Raw genomic sequence first — 20,417 nt, forward strand, 5'->3', positions numbered from 1 at the left:
CACCTTTATTATATTTAAGAGAGGAATTTACATAAATATGAAATTAGCAATTTCTTATAATGAGATGGTAAAAGAATTTTTAGGGAAAGTAGAAGGAAGTATTAAAATACCTAAAGATGTGCAAGGAACGGAACTTAGGATAAAAAGGAAAACTGAACTATTTCCAAATTTGACTCACATTGTAGATTTAATAGGAGCGACTGCAACGTGGTTATATCATATTTCTAAAGAAAAACATATTGTCGTGCTTTATCATGTAAGAGGAAGTTTATTTCCGATTACTATTGAAGTTTCTAATTTTCTCTCCTATGAAAGTTTGAATTTACAGATTGAAGAGCAACTGGAACAAATTAAAGAAATGAATGAGGAAGAAATAGAAGAGTTTCAAAACGGTAATACATTATATGAAATGTCACCTATTATTATTGGTGAAACATATTATGAGCTACAAGACACGAATACATTACAATTTGTATTTAGTAAAAATATGCAAAGTGTAGAAATAATATTTAATAGTGTTAATTGGAAGGAAACAACGATTACTCGTTATGCACAACAAATACAAGGTGTTTTAATTGGTACATCACAAAATAAGAATAATTATATAAAAAATTTTAATATTATTACAGAGGCCGAGATGGCACTTTATAGTCAAGTGAATGATACGACAGCAGTATATCCTGAGAAAAGTATCGTCGATATGTTCTATAATACTGTTACTCAATTTCCAAATCGTATAGCTTTATCTTCAAGGGAAGGTACTTTAACTTATGAGGAGCTAAATAAAAAAAGTAATCAAATAGCTCATATGTTAATTAAAAATGGCGTCCAATTAGGAGACTATGTTGGAATATTTATGAAACGTAGCATAGACACAGTAGTAAGTATGGTAGCTATATTAAAAGCTGGTGCAGCGTATGTTCCGATTGATCCAGATTATCCGGAAAGTAGAATACAGTACATTATTCAAGATAGCCAAGCGAAAGTTATATTGATGAAAGAGACGCCTATAACATGTGATGGGGTTCAAACAGTTTCAATGTATGATAGTGAAACTTGTGAAGATATAGATGTAAAGTTGTCTATTCATTGTGATGATGTAGCTTATATGATTTATACATCTGGTTCAACAGGGAATCCAAAGGGAACGATGTTAGCACATAGAGGCGTTGTTAATCTGTACACTTGGATGCAAAAGCAATATGAATTGACAGAAGAGGATGTATTTGCCCAATTTCCTTCCTTTAGTTTCGATGCTTCTGTATGGGAGTCATTTGCTTCTTTATTCTGCGGAGGAAATTTGTATGTATTATTAGAGGAAGAGCGATTGTCTGTAGAAGCATTTGCAAATGCAATCTATAAAGTGAAAGCAACTTCGATCTTGGCATTAGCAACAATTTTTGTTCGACAAGTAGCAACTTATTTAGCAGAAGAAGATATATATAAGCTAGCTTCCCTAAAAAGAATTGCGATTGGCGGTGAAATGTTGCCTGTAGAGGTTATTAAATTGTGGAGAGAAAGAATAGGTACAAATGTTGAAATTCATAATGTATACGGACCGACAGAATGTACTGTAGTGACGACAACCTATAAAATACCTAGTCAGTTAAATGAGGATGTTGCGAGTATTCCCATTGGTAAACCATGTGCTAATTATCAAGTTATGATTTTGGATGAGAATATGAATCTTTGTCCAATTGGTGTACCTGGTGAATTATATATAGATTCAGTAGGATTAGCAAAAGGGTATTTTAATAAGCCTAATAAAACAATGGAAGCTTTTATTCAGAACCCTTTCAATCCTATAGTTAATATATATAAAACAGGTGATATTGTTAAGTTGTTAGAGGATGGAAATATAGAATTTTTACATCGGAAAGATGATCAAGTAAAGATTAGAGGACATCGTATTGAACTAGGAGAAATCCAAAGTAAAATTTCTCAAAATCATAATATAAAAGAAAATGCTGTTTTTGCTAAGAAGAGTAAGGAAGGTAGCCAATATTTAATCGCGTTCTATACAACTTTAAATAAAAAAGAAATACCAGAATTAGTTTATCAGTTACAAGAGCAATTACCAGATTATATGGTGCCATCTAAACTAATTTATATTAATGAATTGCCACTTACACCTAATAAAAAGATTGATGTTAAGAAGTTAGCTCAGCTAGAAGAAAAGTATGAACCGGTTCGTCTACAAGAATATGTTGCACCTTGTAATAAAGCAGAGAAACAAATAGCGCGCGCTTGGGCGGAAGTATTAGGAATTTCAAAAGTTGGAGTACATGATGATTTCTTTACAATTGGTGGACATTCATTAAAAGTATTACGAGTCTTAACATTGTTAAAAGAAGATTTTTCACATTTAACAATTCAAGATTTCTTTAAAGAAAGAACGATATATGGATTAGCTCGAATTGAGCGAGAAGTAAAAGTAGAGAAAGAAGAAGTATTTCGTGAATATAAAGTGATTCACGAACCAGATACTATTACGTATGCAAACGTTTTAGAAGAAACCCAGATTTTAAATGTCTTTTTAACAGGAGCTACTGGTTATTTAGGATCACACATATTATATGAATTGTTGAGAGATACATCTGCTACTATTTATTGTTTAGTAAGACCAACCAAAGATGTGCAACAAAGAATTATAGATACATTAACAGGCTACTTTAGTGATATATGTGAAGAATGGTTACAGCGTATACAGGCCGTAGCTGGTGATCTGGGGGAAGAGTATCTTGGGATGAGCGAAGAAGAATTTATGTTCATCAGTTCTAAGATGGATACGATAATTCATTGCGGTGCAGATGTAAGACATTTTGGAGATGGAAAACAATTTGAAAATATAAATGTCCAAGGAACTAGCCGTATGCTAGCATTAGCGGAGAAAGGTGCTACATTCCATTTTATTTCTACAATTGGTATCCCGTTAGAATTAGCGGTAGATCAATGGGATACATACATGAAAACTGGTGATTTTAATTACAGTGTAGACTTAGAGAATGTATATTCAAATAGTAAACTACAAGCGGAAAACATTGTTCGTGAAGCAATGAAAAATGGTTTGCGCGGAAATATTTATCGTGCAGGTAATTTAGCATGTCATTCAGAAACAGGTTCGTTCCAACAAAATATTGAAGGAAACGCATTTTATCGTCTTATTAAAACAATGCTATTAATTGGGAAAGCACCAAATGTGAAGTGGAAAGTTGATTTCACACCAATTGATTTTGCTAGTAAATCAATTGTATCGTATTTAAAAGATTCGCAAATTGTAGGAGAGACGTTACATATTTGTCATCCACATCAAATTGAGTTTGAACAATTTATACAGTTAATTGGAGAGTGTGGATACAATCTTAAAATGGTTCCACTTTCAGAATATGTAAATACCGGACTTGAATTAGCGAAGGAAAATGAAGTAATAGCAGAGTTAATTGCTTCTCAAGTTGCAGGAGATGGAGCGCAGCAATCTGAAATTGTAATGGGTACGCGTAGAACGAATGAATGGATTAAGAAAAAAGAATTGATAGTACCAGCAATCAATAAAGAATTTATACAGCAGTTATTAGCTCATGGTGAAAAAGTTGGATATTTTCCAAAAATAATGAAATGATTATGCATGCTTTTGTTTGTTCAATAAAATAAATCATGCTACAATGAAAACGAATTAAGGACCGGGGAGCCAATTGGCTGAGAGGATGTAAGTAAACATCGACCCTCAACCTGATCTGGATAATGCCAGCGTAGGGAGTTACTTAAAGTGATGTAGCATATGTTATTCTATAATAACTTGCATACAAGGCTTTCCTACGCAGTAGGAAAGCCTTTTCTTATTTTTGAAATCTAATTTTATAAGGGGGATTTTATTATGTCACAACAAGTTACAATGTCATTTTCAGTAGTACCACAAGCGAAAACGAAAGATGTATATTCTGTTGTCGATAAAGCAATTGAAGTTGTGCAACAATCGGGAGTTCGTTATGAAGTAGGGGCAATGGAAACAACTTTGGAAGGAGAATTAGATGTACTTCTTGATGTCGTTAAACGTGCGCAACAAGCTTGCGTCGATGCTGGAGCAGAAGAAGTGATTACTTCTATTAAAATCCATTATCGTCCAAGCACTGGTGTAACGATAGATGAAAAGGTTTGGAAGTACCGTGATGAATATGCAAAACCAGAAGCAATCTAAACTTATTACAACTATTTGGCTTATCCTTCTCATTGCGATATGGGAAGGATCGGTTTCATTATTTAAAATCGAACCGTGGATTTTACCAAAGCCTTCTGCCATTGTTCAAGAATTAATTGGGATGAAAGATTTACTATTACCAAATACGATGCAAACACTGCAGGAAGTTATAATTGGACTATTCTTTGCAATTTTATTGGGGACGAGCATCGCAATTATTATGGACGTTATACCTTTATTTCGTATTGTAATAAATCCATTGCTCGTTATTTCGCAAACAATTCCAATTGTTGTACTTGCACCGCTATTTATTATTTGGTTTGGATATGGGATGTTGCCGAAAGTAATGGTCGTAATACTCGTTTGTTTCTTCCCAATTGCGCTTAGTATTTTAGAAGGTTTTCAAACAGTAGATAAAAACATGTTGAAGCTGTTACAAACAATGAAGGCGACAAAATGGCAAATTTACCAGAAAGTAAAATTTCCAGCAGTGCTTCCATACTTTTTCTCCGGTTTAAAAATTGCAGTTACATATAGCGTAATGGGGGCAATTATCGGAGAATGGCTCGGTGCAAGTGAAGGATTAGGCGTTATGCTTACGAGGGCTACAAAATCCTTTTTGACTGCCCGAGTATTTGGTGTTGCAGCAATCATCGTTATAGTGACATTATGCCTGTATTTTATCGTAGAGTTTATGGCAAGAATAACAGCACCATGGATATATAGAAAGGACGGCAGAAAATGAAAAAAGGTTTGAAAGTTATGTTAGCTGCCTTAGTAGCGGTAGGTGTGGCTGGATGTAATCCGGCGAAGAAAGAAGAAAGTGCAAGTAAAGATCAAAAAGTAAAAGTAGTATTAGATTGGTTTCCAAATACGAATCATACTGGCTTGTATGTAGCGCAAACGAAAGATTATTACAAAAAGCAAGGATTAGATGTAGAAATTATTCAACCAGGTGACAATGTAACAGCAGAGCAAATGATAGCATCAGGAAAAGCAGACTTCGCAATAAGCGCACAAGAAAATGTAACATTAGCTCGTGTGGAAGGAATTCCTGTTGTATCTGTAGGAGCGATTATTCAGCACAACACTTCAGCGTTTGCATCGCTTAAGAAAGATAATATGACGTCACCAAAAGATTTTGAAGGTAAACGTTATGGCGGCTGGGGAGGACCAGCGGAAGAAGCGACATTAAAGACGATTATGGATAAGCATCAAGCTGATTTTAATAAAGTTGAAAAAATTATCTTAGGACAAACAGATTTCTTTAAATCAATCGGCCGTGATGCAGATTTCGAATGGATTTATTACGGTTGGGATGGTATTGAAGCGAAGCGCCAAGGAAAAGAGTTAAATACGATTATGGTGAAGGACTTAGATCCAGCGCTTGATTTCTATAGTCCTGTTATTATTACGAGTGAAAAACATACGAAGCAAGATAAAGACTTTGTGAAAAAGTTTATGAGTGCAACAACAGAAGGTTATAATTTTGCAATTAAGGAACCGAAAGAAGCTGCTGATATTCTAATTAAAGCTGTTCCAGATGTAAATAAAGATTTAGTTCAAGAAAGCCAGAAATGGTTAAGTACGAAGTATCAAGATGATGCGAAAGCATGGGGAGTACAGAAGGAAGAAATTTGGACGAATTACATGAATTTCTTATATGACAACAAAGTTATTAAAAAGAAAATCGATGTAAAAGATGCTTTTACAAATGAATTCCTTCCAAGTGAAAAATGAGCGGATTACAAATAAAAAATATAGTGAAATCTTTCGACGGAAAGAATGTATTAGAGAATATTAGTGCCTCTATACAAGAGGGAGAGTTTGTTTCTTTTGTAGGACCGAGTGGTTGCGGGAAAAGCACATTATTAAACATGATTGCAAATGTTGAAAAACCAACAAGCGGGAACGTAATGTATAAAGATAAGCAAGTACAAGAGCAAGATGTTGTTAGTTATATGCCACAACAAGATTTATTACTACCGTGGCGATCAGCTTTGCAAAATATCGTTCTTCCGTTAGAAATTGAAGGAAAGCCGAAAAAACAAAGGCTGACAGAAGGAATGGAAGCATTAAAGCAGTTCGAACTAGATGAATATGCAGACCATTATCCAGATGAATTGTCTGGTGGTATGCGTCAAAGAATTAGTTTTCTGCGCACATATTTATGTGAAAAGCCAATTATGCTGCTTGATGAGCCTTTTGGAAAGTTAGATGCATTTACAAAAATGGAAGTACATAGCTGGCTTTTAAACTCTTGGCATCAAGAGAAGCAAACAATCGTTATGGTGACACATGACTTAGATGAGGCAATCTTACTTTCAGATCGCGTATTTATTTTATCTCAAAGACCAGCGTCAATTGTTGGCGAGGTACAAGTGAAATTACCTAGACCGAGAACGATGGATATGTTAACATCACTCGAATTAAAAAAGGATAAAGAAGAGATTTTAAGTGTGTTAGCTCCTTATATGAAAAAATAGAAAAAGCCTTTTAACAGTTTTTAGTATAATTACTGTTAAGAGGCTTTTTTTAGAATATGAAAAGATGGAGAAGGAACAAAAGGGAAAATAGAGAATAGAATATAACAGAGTAGTTTATACTCTTAATATAACAAATGTTAAAGGAGTGAAAGGATAAAATGACTTTATCAACTGTTCTTCAAATGGTTTTAGCTTGATATGGGAGAAGTCTGCCCATTTTTTAAGATTAAGCTAAATTGAAGACAGCAGGTAAAGAACCTTAATCCTTTTTTACGATAATATGTAATGGGTAAGGTGTATTCACCTTACCCATTTTTATATGCATAATTAAATAAGGCTTCATACTGTTGGTCTCTCTATTTAGCTTATGGACGATAAGTAAAGGAGAGAAAAAAATGAGTATATTAACAGTAGAAAATTTAAGTCATTCGTATGGTGAGAAAACCATCTTATATAATGCGTGCTTTCGATTATTAAAGGGGGAGCATGTTGGGTTAGTAGGGAAAAATGGGATTGGAAAATCAACACTGCTAAGAATTTTAACAGGAGAACTTATACATGATGATGGGAACATTGAATGGTTTCCACATGTGAAGGTTGGATTTTTGCAGCAGCATATAGATTTACAAGAAGGAATAACAATTGAAGGATACTTGCAAAGTGCATTTTCTAACTTGTATGCGATTGAATACGAAATGTTAAAAATTGCAGAAGAGATGGCTGAAGCAGTAGAAGTAGAAAAATTGTTAGTAAGGTATGGAGAGTTACAAACTAAATTGGAAAACTCTAATTTCTATCAAATTCATACAGAAATTGAAGAAGTGGCAATTGGTTTAGGGCTGTTTGAAATAGGATTGGAAAAGGATGTTTCAAAGTTAAGTGGAGGACAGCGGACAAAGTTATTACTAGGAAAGCTTCTTCTAGAAAAAGCTGATGTTTTATTGCTAGATGAACCAACGAACTATTTAGATACAGCACATATAGAATGGTTGCAATCGTACTTGAAGTTGTATGAAAAAGCTTATATTATCATTTCGCATGACGAAGTATTTTTGAACAATATTACGAATGTCATTTACCATCTAGAAGAACGAAAAGTTAAGCGATATGTAGGGGATTATGAAAAGTTTTTACAAAGTTATCAATTGCAAAGGAAACAATTACAATCGGCGTATGCGAAACAACAAAAAGAAATTGCTCAGTTAGAAACATTTATTCAAAAAAATAAAATTCGAAAAGCAAAACAGGCAAAAAGTCGAGAGAAAGTATTGGAGAAAATGCAAAGGGTTGAAAAGGTTAATAATGTACCTCGGTCCCGTTTTGCTTTTACTGTTTATAATGAACCAGTAAGTCGTATATTACAGGCTGAGAAACTAAGAGTGGGTTATAGTGAGCCGTTATTTCCAGACTTGAATTTACAAGTGAAAAAAGGAGAAAAGATAGCTGTTGTTGGTCATAATGGTATTGGAAAAACGACAATGTTAAAGACGTTATTAGGTCAAATAAAGCCGCTAAGCGGTTCAATTTTTGTTGGGGAACGAGTAAATCCTGCTTATTTTGCACAGGAAGAGTTTGCTTCAGAAATAACACCGTTAGAGAAAGTTTGGACAGAACGACCAGATATGACAAAGAAAGAAGTGCGCCAAGCATTAGCGAAGTGTGGATTGAAAGAAGAACACGTATTAAAACCTATTCGTTTATTAAGCGGTGGAGAGCAAACGAAAGTGCGTTTATGTGAACTTATCGTAATGAAAAGCAATGTTTTAATTTTAGACGAACCGACTAATCATTTGGATGTAGAAACTAAGATGGCTTTACAGGAAGCGTTACAACAATACAAAGGAACAGTTTTAATTGTCTCACATGAACCTTCTTTCTATGAATCGTGGATAACAAAAGTGTGGAATATAGAAGATTGGAATGCTGAACAATATGAATAAAGAAAAGGCATTAGCTTTTATGAGCTAATGCCTTTTCTTTGTGATTAACATGATTTTCGAGAACTCTTACATGAGAATTGTATGAAGAAGCACTCTTATGGTGCGCTTATAAGCGTGCTTTTTCTTTTGTTATATTTATAATAATACGAAAGCCTTTCCCTAACAGGTGACTATCTTTCTTTATATATATAGATAGTTCAAAATGGAATGAAAATAATTCCTATATGTAAAGGATAATGTGGATATTATAGGAAGACAATAGAAATTAAAGGAAATTCATGTAAAATTCAAATGAACTTCATATAAACTTCATATTAGAAACTAAATATAATTATAATAAGTTATTGTAATGTTTTTTATTTTTCGTAAAATTAAAAGTTTGAATTTAGGAGGTATTGCTCGAACCTAAATTCAAACTTTAGTGAAATAATTAATGGATATTACGTCTAGTTTTCGCTAATGACGGCATTTAAAAGTTCGGCAGGATTACCTGTTCCTGCACCACCAATTGTAATAGATCCGCCAGGAGGAATTTCGCCATTCCATCCTGCGTTCGTAATTACATAATGATTATTTGTTTTACTATTAATTTTAGAATCCCAAACTTGTGTTAAATTGCCGCTATAATCAAATTCTAATTTCCAATTTTTAATAGGGGTCGTTCCATTATTTTTGATTATAATCGAGAAGTTATAACCGCTGCCCCAATTCGAAGTGACTGAAAATGTAGCAGTGCCATTTCCATCAGGAGGTGTCGTATTAGCTTCATCTGTTTTGACAGTAAGAGCGGTAGGTTGTGATTTATTTCCAGCAGCATCTTTGGCAATTACTGAAAATGTGTATTCCGTATTAGGTTTTAAGTTTTTAATTGTAATGCTATTTGTTGTTGCACTCCATTTTTCTTCTCCGGCAGTAATTTCGTATTCAGTAACGCCTACGTTATCAGTGGATGCAGTCCAACTTAATTGAACTGAGCTTGAATTTTTATTCGTAACTACAATATTTTTAACATTTGTTGGTGGCTCAGTATCTTTTTGACTAATAGGTCCACCAAGTAATTCTTTTACTAGCGTATCAAGTAATTTTGGACCACTACAACTATATTTTGGACTTGTACGGCAATCCCCGCTTAGTTCCCAAAACATTGCTCCACTTAAACCCTTCGTCTTTATATAGTCTGTTTTATATTTCATAGATTCATTGTCATCGTAGCTAATAAATGTGCCTGTAGTCGCATTATATAAGTAAGGTACTTTAGCTGTGTCATTCCAGTAGCGTACAAAACCATTTTTATTAACGTAATTGGCTGCTAAATCACCGTAATCATACACACCTGTGTCACCGGTAGAATAATCATCCCAAGTACCTTTAGAGGCAAGTTTCCCATCACTACCTGGTTTGCAAGGTTGATATTGTCCGTTATTTTCTTTTCCACAACTTTTCCAGCCACGTCCATAAAAAGGTACGCCTAATACTAGTTTATCCACTGGAACACCTTCATTGGTATAAACGTCTATAGCACCATCTACGTAAAAATTCGTATTTGCTGCTGGGTCATTTGGATCCTTGTATAGAGCTGCATTATGATTAGAAGTAGCTTCCCATCCACCGTGGAAATCATATGTCATAATATTAATCCAATCGAGTATTTGAGAAATTTTCTTTAGCTCTGTATGATCAGCGTAGCGTTGACTTGCACCTGACGCGATTGTTAGTAAATATTGTTTGCCATCTTCAGCACCTGCTTTATTCAAAGCATTTCGGACGTCTTGAAGAAGAAGAGTGAAATTTTGTTTATCTTCAGGACGATAACTACCACCAGGAATCGTTTCAACGCCCGGATATTCCCAGTCTAAATCTACGCCATCAAATCCATATGCGCGAAGAAAAGCTACTGTAGATTCGGCAAATACTTTTCTTGTCTTTTCATCAGCGGCCATATCAGAAAAGCGGTTAGACCAAGTCCAGCCACCAACGGAAATTATTGTTTTTAAATGAGGATATTTAGCTTTTAATCGTTTTAGTTCTCCGAAATTTCCGCAACGGGCATATTTATCGCAATCTTCCCAAGTTGTACCTGAGCCAGGATACGATTTGGTAACATCAGCCCATGGTTCACCGAGTACGAGAGTACCATTAGGAACCTCTTTATTTTGCAATGGTACACCAGATTCTTTACAGTTCCACGTTTGTTTATTTGGATTATCCGGATGGGTAGAAGGATTTCCATGTTTTCCATTCCAACAAATATCCGCGAAAGCATAGTTAAGGTGAGTAAGTTTTGATGCATCAATGTCAGCAACTTGATAATTACGTCCGTAAACGCCCCACGAAGGAAAGTACCCAACAATTTTTTGACTTTGCTTTGGTGAATCTGCTAATGCGAGATTTGGAGTAATAAAATTTGTGAGAAAAAGAGGTAAGAAAAGTAGTAGAGATAGTAATAGCAGTGTGAATTTTTGAGACCTCATAGCCATTTCTCCTTTCAAAATAAAAGATATATTTAAAGGCATACGCCAATAAATCAAAATGAATCTAGACGTATGAAACGTCTAGATAAAATGATCAGACATCACGAAGTCTATACAAGGGAGCTGGGGGTGATTAAATCGTAACAAATGTAAGATTTAGTGTAAACGCTTTATTCAGTTGTAAAAGACTTTCTCAATACAAAAAGGCTTGAATACAAACTATATATGAAGACGAAAGGTCGGTATGGGAGGAAATAGCTCATTATAAATAAATTTGAGAAAAAATTGTATGGAGCCAATTATTAAAGACGTAGAAAGATAAGGAAATATCATGTAAAATAATAGTAAAAATATGTAAAGGAGGGAACAGTGTGGATGTGTTTTTGAACATTGCTGAAGAAAAAATTCGACAAGCGATACGGAATGGTGATCTTGATTATCTTCCGGGAAAAGGAAAACCACTACAATTAGAAGATCTTTCAATGGTACCTCCAGAACTTAGAATGAGTTATAAAATTTTAAAAAATGCGGGAATGATTCCACCAGAGATGGAACTACAAAAAGATATATTAAAAATAGAGGATCTAATTGCTTGCTGTTATGATGAAGAAGAGAGAAAGAAATTAAGAGAAGAGTTAACAGTAAAAACGCTTCGTTTTCAGCAGGTAATGGAAAAGAGAAAGATTAAAGATAGTTCAGCTTTTCGTATGTATCAAGACAAAGTATTTCGTAAACTACGCTAAGAGGGATAAGATGACTACATTTAAAACGATAGAAGAATTAGCGACCTATATCGAAGAACAACAATTGGTACTTCTGTTTATTAAAACGGAAAATTGTGGTGTTTGTGATGTTATGCTAAGAAAAGTAAATTGCGTATTAGAGAATTATGATTACTTAGAGAAAATAGAGATATTACTACAAGACATGCAAGAGATTGCGGGGCGATATGCCGTATTTACAGGACCGACAATTTTATTATTTTATAATGGAAAAGAGATCCTTCGGGAATCGCGCTTCATTTCAATTGAAAATCTAGAGAGAACCATTCAATTATTCTAGGAATAAGGGAGGCTTTTATATGGAATTTATTATTGTCATACTATTATTTGTTGTAGTTGGAATAATCGTAACAGCAGTTCGATCGAACAAAAAGAAGGTAAATCTTACAAAACAAAATAACATTCATAATTCATCTAACAGCTCATCACCATTATTTTTCTTTGCTGGATCTGATAATGATAGCTCGCATGATGGTGGCTCACATGATTGTGGAGGGTCTTTTGGGGGAGATAGCGGAGGAAGCTGCGGTGGCGGTGGTGATTGATGAAAATGCGCCTTATATAGGCGTATTTCTTTTTAAACAAACGTTTGATTAGTTGGCTTACATATTGCATAAACACAGTTAAACAAACGTTTGATTAATATTTTTAATATACTAAGGGGAATGGAAATGAAAAGGGAACCGAAAGTGAAAAATAAGGGGAAAGTAGTGTTATTTTTATTAGCTGCGGGAGGCGTATTTCTTGTTAAATTAGCATTTAAATTTGGAACGATACATATGATTCGAACTTGGTTTGAAAGTACGTTTTCTTAAATAAGGAATATATCCTCTTGCGATAGAGGTTTTTGATTTGTTATTATTAGACTGAACGGTCGGTTTAAAGAGGTGTGAATATGAGAAGAAGCGCAGAAGAGATAAAGAAAGAAATTGCATATAAAGCAGAAAGTCTATTTTCACAGAAGGGCTATGCAGCTACATCTATGGAAGAGATTTGTGAAATTACAGAGCGAAGTAAAGGAAGCATTTATTATCACTTTAAAAGTAAAGAAGAATTATTTTTATTTGTAGTGAAACAGCATACGTATGATTGGGTTGAAAAATGGAATGAAAAAGAGAAGTTGTATAGTACTAGTACTGAAAAACTATATGGTCTCGCGGAATATCATGTAGAGGACATACAGCAACCAATTTCAAATGCAATAGAGGAATTCTCTATGAGCCAAGTTGTAAGTAAAGAGATTCTGGATGAACTGTTAGCTTTAACTAGAGAATCATATGTTATGTTTGAGAAATTAATTGAAGCAGGTATACAGTCTGGAGAGTTCCGTGAAGATAATACTCGTGATCTTATGTATATTGTGAACGGATTATTATCAGGGCTTGGAGTACTTTACTACGAGTTAGATTATAAAGAGCTGAAACGTATTTATAAAAAGGCAATAGATGTATTGTTAAAAGGAATGGCAGCTGAATAATAAGTCAGTTGCTTTTCTTACAAAACAAATTAGACCGAACGGTCGGTTTATGGAAGGGGAATGAAAGTGAAAGCTTTATTTAAAAACCGAGCATTTATGCTCGTTATGGCATCTGATATTTTACAACAATTTGCAATTTGGATCAGAAATATGGCTCTTTTATATTTCATAATGGAGCGGACAAATAATGATCCAGTTTCAGTGTCTCTATTATCTGTCATGGAGTATGCACCTATCTTTATTTTCTCGTTCATTGGTGGTGCATTAGCAGATCGTTGGAATCCGAAAAGAACAATGGTCGCTGGAGATGTGTTGAGTGTACTGTCTATTATAGGAATTGTCCTGTTGTTAAAGCTGGATTATTGGCAGGCTATATTTTTTGCAACACTCATTTCCGCGATTGTAGGTCAGTTTTCTCAGCCCTCATCTTCGCGTATATTTAAGCGCTATGTAAAAGAAGAACAGGTAGCAAATGCGATTGCATTTAACCAAACATTACAGTCATTATTTCTAATTTTTGGGCCAGTGGTAGGATCGCTTGTGTATACACAACTTGGTTTATTTACGTCACTATATAGCTTAATCATTTTATTTTTGTTATCTGCTATCGCCCTTTCATTTTTACCAAAATGGGTTGAAAAAGAGCAAGTGGCGAGAGATTCATTAAAAAATGATATAAAAGAAGGTTGGAAGTATGTTCTTCATACGAAAAATTTACGTATGATTACGATTACTTTTACAATTATGGGTTTAGCTGTTGGATTAACGAATCCATTAGAAGTATTCCTTGTAATTGAACGTTTAGGCATGGAAAAAGAAGCTGTTCAATATTTAGCGGCAGCTGATGGAATAGGTATGTTACTTGGTGGTATTGTTGCTGCAGTTTTCGCTTCAAAAGTGAATCCGAAAAAGATGTTTGTATTCGGTATGGGTATATTAGCGATTTCGTTTTTAGTAGAAGGGCTATCTACATCATTTTGGATTACTAGTTTCATGAGATTTGGAACAGGTATTTGTTTAGCTTGTGTTAATATTGTTGTCGGTACGCTTATGATTCAACTTGTACCAGAAAATATGGTTGGAAGAGTAAATGGGACGATTTTACCACTGTTTATGGGGGCAATGCTAATTGGAACTTCATTAGCTGGAGGATTAAAGGAACTAACTTCGCTAGTTACTGTGTTTTGTATAGCAATGGCACTTATTTTATTAGCGATAGGGCCAGTTCTACGTATGCAAATAAAGAAAGAAGGTATCGCTAATAAAGAGGCACTAACAAATTCATTAGCTTCAAAATAACTATTGTAAGGGAGCAATATTGCTCCCTTTTTCTTTGAGGAACTTTTGACAACTATATGAGCCAATTATATACTGATGTTGTAAAAACGATTTTACAGGTTAGGAGCAATGGTGTGAAAAATCAAATCTATGAATTACGCACTGAAAATAATATTTCACAAGGCGCATTAGCTGATAAATGTAAGGTTTCTAGACAAACGATAAATGCAATTGAGAATAATAAATATGATCCAAGTTTAGCGTTAGCATTCCGTTTAGCTGAAGTATTAGGAACAACTGTTGATAAATTATTTTTGTACAAGCAGTAGAGTCGTTCATTATAAGGCGCACCTTTAAAAATAAAAAAGATCCTCTTCTTATGAGAAGAGGATCTTTTTTTAGAGCGTTTTAGTCTTTGGACTAGGTGGTGTAACGGATGTATTATTTTCTGGAACTCTAGTTAGTAAGAATCCTCCGATAATAAACAGAACAATAATACTAAGAACACCAGCGTTTGTTTTTCCTGTTAATTGCGTTGTAACACCGACTAATACCGGACCCATAATTGCGGCAAACTTCCCAAATATATTATAAAATCCGAAGAATTCATTAGCAGATTCTTTTGGTACTAGTTTTGCAAAGTATGAACGACTTAGTGCTTGAATACCACCTTGAGATGTAGCAACTAACATTGCTAAAATCCAAAAATCAAGTGTCGTTTTTAAGAAATAAGCATATGTGCAAATAATGATATAAATAATGATACCGACATATAACATTTTTTTACCAGTAAATGTTTCAGATAGTTTTCCGTATAGTAACGCAAATGGACAAGCGACAATTTGTGTTACAAATAATATGATTAATAGATTCGTTGCACTGATACCGAGGTCGGTTCCGTAAGCTGTAGACATAGTAATAATTGTATCGACTCCGTCAATATAGAAAAAGTAAGCAATTAGAAACATAAATACAGTTTTATATTCTTTAATATTTTTAAAAGTATCAGCAAGACGTTTGAAGCTCATTTTAATAGGCCTTGGATGACGCTCAATATAGTGTGTTTGCTCTACGTTTTTAAGCATTGGAATTGTAAATAACCCCCACCAAAGAGCAGTTATCGCGAATGAAATTTGACTAGCAATGCCAACTGATAAAGGGATAGTTCCTTTTTGAGCAAGAATAATAAGAGCGATACAACCGATAAAAGGAATAGTACTCCCAATATAGCCTAAAGCGAAACCTCTTGTAGAAATTCGATCCATTCTATCTTCAGAAGTGACATCTACTAAAAATGCATCATAGAAAATGTTGGCTCCAGCAAAACCAACTAAGGCGAGCATATAGCATCCTAATAATAAGTACCACTGAGATGTTGGAACGACTGCTAACATACTTGTAAATACGATACCAAGTCCAAAGAAGAATGTGAAAAATCGTTTTTTAAATCCTTTATAATCAGCAACTGTGCCGAGAATAGGAGCAAGTATAGAAATTAAAAGTGTAGCGAACGAGTTTGCATATCCCCAATATGCTGTTGAAGTTGCACCAGATAGCCCGGCTTCTTTTGCAGCTGCTTTAAAGTAAATTGGAAATAATGCAGTTGTAATGACGAGCGAATATACCGAGTTCGCCCAATCGTATAATATCCAGCTTTTTTCTTGTCTGGACATTTTTTTCATATAGTGTTCCCCCTTAAATTTGTTCTACTAACAGTGTACAAAAATAAAAATTATAAAAAGAGAAACAGTGATGATTTTTACAGAACTTTTACATATATACACAGTTCTTTACAATTGGAGTAAATCCTCTACAATTGATCCGTCTGTTTCGCCTAAGTGTAAACCGAGTAGTCTAGCGATAGTTGGACCTTCATCAATAAGTCTCATATACGGGACGGTAACGCCGGTTTTTATTCCTTTTCCAGCAGCGATAAAAATTGTTTCATAGTTAGGTTTTGTTGGAGAGTATCCATGCGTACCAAATGTATATTTTTTACTAGGAGTAACATCTTTTTCAGTAATTTCTTTTATAAAATCTCCTGTATAGTTTTCAGTGAAATAATACCCCTCTTGCGCTTCTAACATAAATAAACAATTACCATCTGCACCGCAGTCTTTCGCAGCTTCATCATGAAGTATAAATTCAATTCCATTCTGTTTATTTTGCAGCAGTTCTTCAAGGAGTAGTTGTACTTCTCGAATTGTATCCGTATCATTTTTGTCTTTCACATATACATAGGCAGACCCGTCGCAACTTTGACAATAGGCCTTCCAATCTACTAATAGCCCTTTTTTATTTATAGATACGAGGCCTTTTTGTTGGAATAGCACATTTAATTGAATTGCTTTGTTTTCACTTAAAGCGCTATGGTCACCAAGAGCGATAATTGTACTCTCTTCGTATAGGTCACTGTCTTTTAAAGTTTGAATAATTTTCCCGAGCCGCTCATCATGTCTATGAATTGCAGCAATTGTTTCGTTAGATTCAAAGCCATGATAATGTCTTTGCGTGTCTAAATCAGTGAAATGTACGAACATAACATTAGGCTTTTTCGTCTGAATGGTGTGTACAGCAGAGGCGAGGACGAAATCATCCAGCTCTGGTTGTGATAAACCATTTCTTATATGGCCGAAACGACGATTTAAATCTAATTGGTATAGTGGGCTACCGCTAAATAAGGAAACTAACACTTGATTTTGCCACGGTCTATTGGGGAAAATTTCTGGTAAATTGTAATCAATGTTTGCTCTCCCAGTAACAGGCCATAGAAGGGCAGCTGTCGTTAAATTTGCTTTACGCGCTTCATCATACAATGTTGTTCCTTTTATCGATTTTCGGTACCAATGCCAATCAGGTGATTCACGTCCCGGTTGAAGTAACGTATTACTAACAACACCGTGCTTGTTAGGGTAATTACCGGTTACGATTGTTGAGTGGCTTGGATATGTTACAGAAGGATAAATTGGTTCTACTTTTTCGACAACCGTGCCCTTTTTTATTAGAGATTGGAAATGAGGTAGTTTTTGTAGTATAGGAAAATCTAAAGCTGATAAACAGTCGAATGATAAAATAATGACACGATTCGTTAATGCTTTATCCATAAAGTAATCCTCCTAATTATATAAAACCTATTCTTATATATTACTATTAATACCTAGTGATAAAAATATGTTTCTGAATAAAATTTATTGTTTATTTTCAGAAAAATTAAACATATAATAAGTATAAGGGAATCTATGGACGGAGGGAATAGTATGGACTGGTTAGATGGATTCGGTATATTTTACATCATTGGTGGCATCACAATTCTCCTTGTATTTGCTATTTCATATTTACTAAAGAAACGTTTTCCAGACAAACAGTTTGATATTATATTTGCACTGATTGTAATACTTCTTTGCTTAGCATCATTTCCTGTTACCATGATGGTTATTGGTGGGTGGGAAGGAATGGGATATGGATTTATTGGTTTCTTCGTTCTACTAGGTACACTTATTGGTATGATTGCACATCAACTTGTAAAAATCTCTCGAAAAAGCTACGTATAAAACTGTAAAAAATGAAAAGAATATATAATAATAAGAAAATTAGCTATTGTTTTAAAAAAGAATTTGTATTATGATAATCAACAAATTTATTTCGTTATAACGATGAAAAAGGACTAGTACATATTCAACCTTTTTAGCAGAGAGAGAATCCGCCAGGCTGAAAGATTCTTAAAAAGGCAATATGGAACCTGCCTTTGAGTTCTGCATATGCAGCGGGAATTTCCCGTTATCAAAAAGAGAGCATGCGCAATTTTTGTGCATGAATCAGGGTGGTAACGCCGGCAAAGCTCGGTCCCTATTTAGGGACGCGGGCTTTTTTGTATTTTCTAGAAGGAGGAAGACTGACTATGGCAAAAGAACAAGTGCAAGCCATTACGAAGATGGAAGAGGACTTTGCGCAGTGGTATACCGATATTGTAAAAAAAGCCGAACTTGTTGATTATTCAAGTGTAAAAGGGTGCATGATTTTACGTCCGTATGGTTATGCCTTATGGGAGAATATGCAGAAGGTGATGGATGAGAAGTTAAAAGAAACTGGCCATGAAAATGTATATATGCCAATGTTTATCCCAGAGAGTTTATTGCAAAAAGAGAAGGATCATGTTGAAGGATTTGCTCCTGAAGTAGCATGGGTTACGCATGGCGGGGATGAAAAGTTAGCGGAAAGACTTTGTGTACGTCCTACATCTGAAACTTTATTCTGTGAGCACTTTTCAAAAATTGTGCAATCCTATAATGATTTGCCAAAGTTATATAATCAGTGGTGTTCAGTAGTTCGTTGGGAGAAGACAACTAGACCATTCCTTCGTACGACTGAATTTTTATGGCAAGAGGGTCATACAATCCATGAAACGGCAGAAGAATCGCAGGCTGAAACATTAAATATTTTAAACTTATATGCTTCTTTCTGTGAGGATTATTTAGCGATACCAGTTATTAAAGGACAAAAAACAGAAAAAGAGAAGTTTGCTGGAGCAAAGGCAACTTATACAATTGAAAGTTTAATGCATGATGGAAAAGCGCTTCAAACAGGAACCTCTCATAACTTTGGGACGAATTTCTCAGAAGCATTTGATATTAAGTTTTTAGATCGTAACGGTAAATGGCAATATGTGCACCAAACATCTTGGGGTGTATCAACAAGAATGATAGGTGGGCTAATAATGGTTCATAGCGATAATAATGGACTTGTAATGCCACCAAAAGTCGCTCCAGTGCAAGTTGTTATTGTACCAATTGCTCAGCATAAAGAAGGAGTTTTAGCAAAAGCAACAGAGTTACAAGGACATATTCAAAAGGTTGCACGAGTAAAAATAGATGCTAATAATAAAACGCCTGGTTGGAAATTTAATGAGTATGAAATGAAGGGTATTCCAATTCGATTAGAAGTTGGCCCTAAAGATATTGAAAAGAATCAAGTTGTACTTGTAAGAAGAGATACGAAGGAAAAAGAGTTTGTAACAATGGATCAATTAGAAGAACGTATTCCAGCATTACTTGAAGAAATTCATATTGCTTTATTTAATAAAGCAAAAGCATTTCGCGATGAGAATACGTATGCTGTGACAAATTTCGAAGAGATGAAAAAAGTAGCTGACGAAAAGCAAGGCTTTATTAAAGCAATGTGGTGCGGGGAATTGGCTTGTGAAGAGAAACTAAAAGAAGAGGTGGGAGTATCTTCACGTTGTATGCCTTTTGAGCAAGAGCATTTAGCTGAAGAATGTATTTGTTGTGGTAAAGAAGCTAAACAAATGGTGTATTGGGGAAAAGCATATTAATACTCTTTTGATAGGTGATAAAAAGGACTTTGGGCTGCATAATAAAATGCAATCCAAAGCCCTTTTTGGTTTTATACAGTATTTCATGTATTCTTTAGATGGAAGGATGTTTTTCTTATTTTACGTTTTTACGACGAATAAACAGTAACATACCAATTAGGAATGTTGAAAGACCCATTAAAATAGATATAGGGTAATGCGTTGCAGTATTAGGTAATTTATCACCTTGTTTTTTTGTATTATCTTTTACATTATCCCCTTGAGAACCGTTGCCCTTCTGAGAATTGCTATCGCCTTTCACACGATTGCCACCTTGAGAGCCATTACCCCCTTGAGAACTGCTATCACCTTTAACACGATTGCCGCCGTGAGAGCCATTACCGCCGTGAGAGCCACTGCCACCAGAACCGTTACCACCGGAACCATTGTCACCAGAGCCACTGCCACCAGAACCGTTAC

The 20,417-nt window shown here is 34.8% G+C and carries 19 protein-coding genes, 1 riboswitch and 1 other annotated feature; of the genes, 15 read left to right on the plus strand and 4 right to left on the minus strand.

The genetic code is table 11. The features are described 5' to 3' along the window. Positions 1–37: 37 nt before the first annotated feature. The 6 genes from BUA87_RS24755 (at position 38) to BUA87_RS24780 (ending at position 8,621) form a co-directional block, all read left to right on the plus strand. Complete coding sequence (locus tag BUA87_RS24755; RefSeq protein WP_072941094.1) at positions 38–3,619, plus strand: non-ribosomal peptide synthetase family protein; 3,582 nt, start codon at positions 38–40, stop codon at positions 3,617–3,619. 52 nt (positions 3,620–3,671) lie between these two features. Continuing rightward, a riboswitch (TPP riboswitch) is annotated at positions 3,672–3,773 on the plus strand. Positions 3,774–3,874: 101 nt separating this feature from the next. Next, positions 3,875–4,195: an MTH1187 family thiamine-binding protein gene (locus BUA87_RS24760; RefSeq protein WP_000082906.1), complete on the plus strand. Its 321-nt coding sequence runs from the start codon at positions 3,875–3,877 to the stop codon at positions 4,193–4,195. Beyond that, positions 4,167–4,940 carry an ABC transporter permease gene (locus BUA87_RS24765; protein ID WP_072941097.1) on the plus strand — a complete coding sequence of 258 codons (774 nt, stop codon included), beginning with the start codon at positions 4,167–4,169 and terminating at the stop codon, positions 4,938–4,940. Before BUA87_RS24760 ends, BUA87_RS24765 begins: the two co-directional genes overlap by 29 nt. After that, positions 4,937–5,935 (plus strand): ABC transporter substrate-binding protein, encoded by a 999-nt coding sequence (locus BUA87_RS24770; RefSeq protein ID WP_000715573.1) that lies wholly within the window; start codon positions 4,937–4,939, stop codon positions 5,933–5,935. Before BUA87_RS24765 ends, BUA87_RS24770 begins: the two co-directional genes overlap by 4 nt. Further along, the gene (locus tag BUA87_RS24775) at positions 5,932–6,681 is read left to right on the plus strand and encodes an ABC transporter ATP-binding protein (RefSeq protein WP_000016079.1); all 750 of its coding nucleotides are present in this window, start codon (positions 5,932–5,934) and stop codon (positions 6,679–6,681) included. The genes BUA87_RS24770 and BUA87_RS24775 overlap by 4 nt, the downstream gene beginning before the upstream one ends. Positions 6,682–7,076: 395 nt before the next feature. After that, positions 7,077–8,621 (plus strand): ABC-F family ATP-binding cassette domain-containing protein, encoded by a 1,545-nt coding sequence (locus BUA87_RS24780; protein ID WP_072941100.1) that lies wholly within the window; start codon positions 7,077–7,079, stop codon positions 8,619–8,621. A 446-nt stretch (positions 8,622–9,067) separates the two neighbouring features. Here BUA87_RS24780 and BUA87_RS24785 read toward each other — a convergent pair whose 3' ends face one another. Then, positions 9,068–11,092 (minus strand): glycosyl hydrolase family 18 protein, encoded by a 2,025-nt coding sequence (locus BUA87_RS24785; protein ID WP_072941102.1) that lies wholly within the window; start codon positions 11,090–11,092, stop codon positions 9,068–9,070. Positions 11,093–11,463: 371 nt separating this feature from the next. Between BUA87_RS24785 and BUA87_RS24795 the strand changes: the two genes are divergently transcribed. The 7 genes from BUA87_RS24795 to BUA87_RS24825 all read left to right on the plus strand — a co-directional run bounded on the left by BUA87_RS24795 (position 11,464) and on the right by BUA87_RS24825 (position 14,958). Next, positions 11,464–11,835: a DnaJ family domain-containing protein gene (locus tag BUA87_RS24795; protein ID WP_000382378.1), complete on the plus strand. Its 372-nt coding sequence runs from the start codon at positions 11,464–11,466 to the stop codon at positions 11,833–11,835. Positions 11,836–11,845: 10 nt separating this feature from the next. Next, a complete protein-coding gene (locus BUA87_RS24800) occupies positions 11,846–12,154 on the plus strand; it encodes a thioredoxin family protein (RefSeq protein WP_072941105.1) in 309 nt (102 codons plus the stop codon). Between the two features lie 19 nt (positions 12,155–12,173). Further along, positions 12,174–12,419 (plus strand): hypothetical protein, encoded by a 246-nt coding sequence (locus BUA87_RS24805; protein WP_000394364.1) that lies wholly within the window; start codon positions 12,174–12,176, stop codon positions 12,417–12,419. A 126-nt stretch (positions 12,420–12,545) separates the two neighbouring features. Beyond that, positions 12,546–12,689 carry a hypothetical protein gene (locus tag BUA87_RS24810; RefSeq protein WP_000817981.1) on the plus strand — a complete coding sequence of 48 codons (144 nt, stop codon included), beginning with the start codon at positions 12,546–12,548 and terminating at the stop codon, positions 12,687–12,689. An 80-nt stretch (positions 12,690–12,769) separates the two neighbouring features. Next, complete coding sequence (locus BUA87_RS24815) at positions 12,770–13,351, plus strand: TetR/AcrR family transcriptional regulator (protein ID WP_001254448.1); 582 nt, start codon at positions 12,770–12,772, stop codon at positions 13,349–13,351. A 66-nt stretch (positions 13,352–13,417) separates the two neighbouring features. Beyond that, positions 13,418–14,650, plus strand: a complete 1,233-nt coding sequence (locus BUA87_RS24820; RefSeq protein ID WP_072941109.1) for an MFS transporter — start codon at positions 13,418–13,420, stop codon at positions 14,648–14,650. Positions 14,651–14,706: 56 nt separating this feature from the next. After that, on the plus strand, positions 14,707–14,958 hold the full coding sequence (locus tag BUA87_RS24825; protein ID WP_002023181.1) for a helix-turn-helix transcriptional regulator: 252 nt from the start codon (positions 14,707–14,709) through the stop codon (positions 14,956–14,958). A 69-nt stretch (positions 14,959–15,027) separates the two neighbouring features. Here the strand turns inward: BUA87_RS24825 and BUA87_RS24830 are convergent, their stop codons facing one another. After that, the gene (locus BUA87_RS24830) at positions 15,028–16,311 is read right to left on the minus strand and encodes an MFS transporter (RefSeq protein WP_000738820.1); all 1,284 of its coding nucleotides are present in this window, start codon (positions 16,309–16,311) and stop codon (positions 15,028–15,030) included. Between the two features lie 108 nt (positions 16,312–16,419). After that, the gene (locus BUA87_RS24835; protein ID WP_000356442.1) at positions 16,420–17,733 is read right to left on the minus strand and encodes an alkaline phosphatase family protein; all 1,314 of its coding nucleotides are present in this window, start codon (positions 17,731–17,733) and stop codon (positions 16,420–16,422) included. A 153-nt stretch (positions 17,734–17,886) separates the two neighbouring features. On the opposite strand from BUA87_RS24835, the gene BUA87_RS24840 reads away from it, so the two are divergent. Together BUA87_RS24840 and proS are read left to right on the plus strand one after the other, a co-directional pair. Beyond that, positions 17,887–18,180, plus strand: coding sequence for a YesK-like family protein (locus BUA87_RS24840; protein ID WP_000383860.1), 294 nt, complete (start codon positions 17,887–17,889; stop codon positions 18,178–18,180). A 93-nt stretch (positions 18,181–18,273) separates the two neighbouring features. Beyond that, positions 18,274–18,480 (plus strand) — a binding site (T-box leader). A gap of 47 nt (positions 18,481–18,527) precedes the next feature. After that, positions 18,528–19,958 carry a proline--tRNA ligase gene (gene proS / locus BUA87_RS24845; protein ID WP_001040980.1) on the plus strand — a complete coding sequence of 477 codons (1,431 nt, stop codon included), beginning with the start codon at positions 18,528–18,530 and terminating at the stop codon, positions 19,956–19,958. A gap of 115 nt (positions 19,959–20,073) precedes the next feature. On the opposite strand, the gene BUA87_RS24850 is transcribed toward proS, so the two are convergent. Then, positions 20,074–20,417 (minus strand): LPXTG cell wall anchor domain-containing protein (locus BUA87_RS24850; protein WP_142953288.1); only part of this gene is annotated, 344 nt, incomplete at its 5' end.

The sequence above is a fragment of the Bacillus sp. bc15 genome (assembly GCF_900142585.1).
In the GTDB taxonomy this organism is placed as follows: domain Bacteria; phylum Bacillota; class Bacilli; order Bacillales; family Bacillaceae_G; genus Bacillus_A; species Bacillus_A cereus.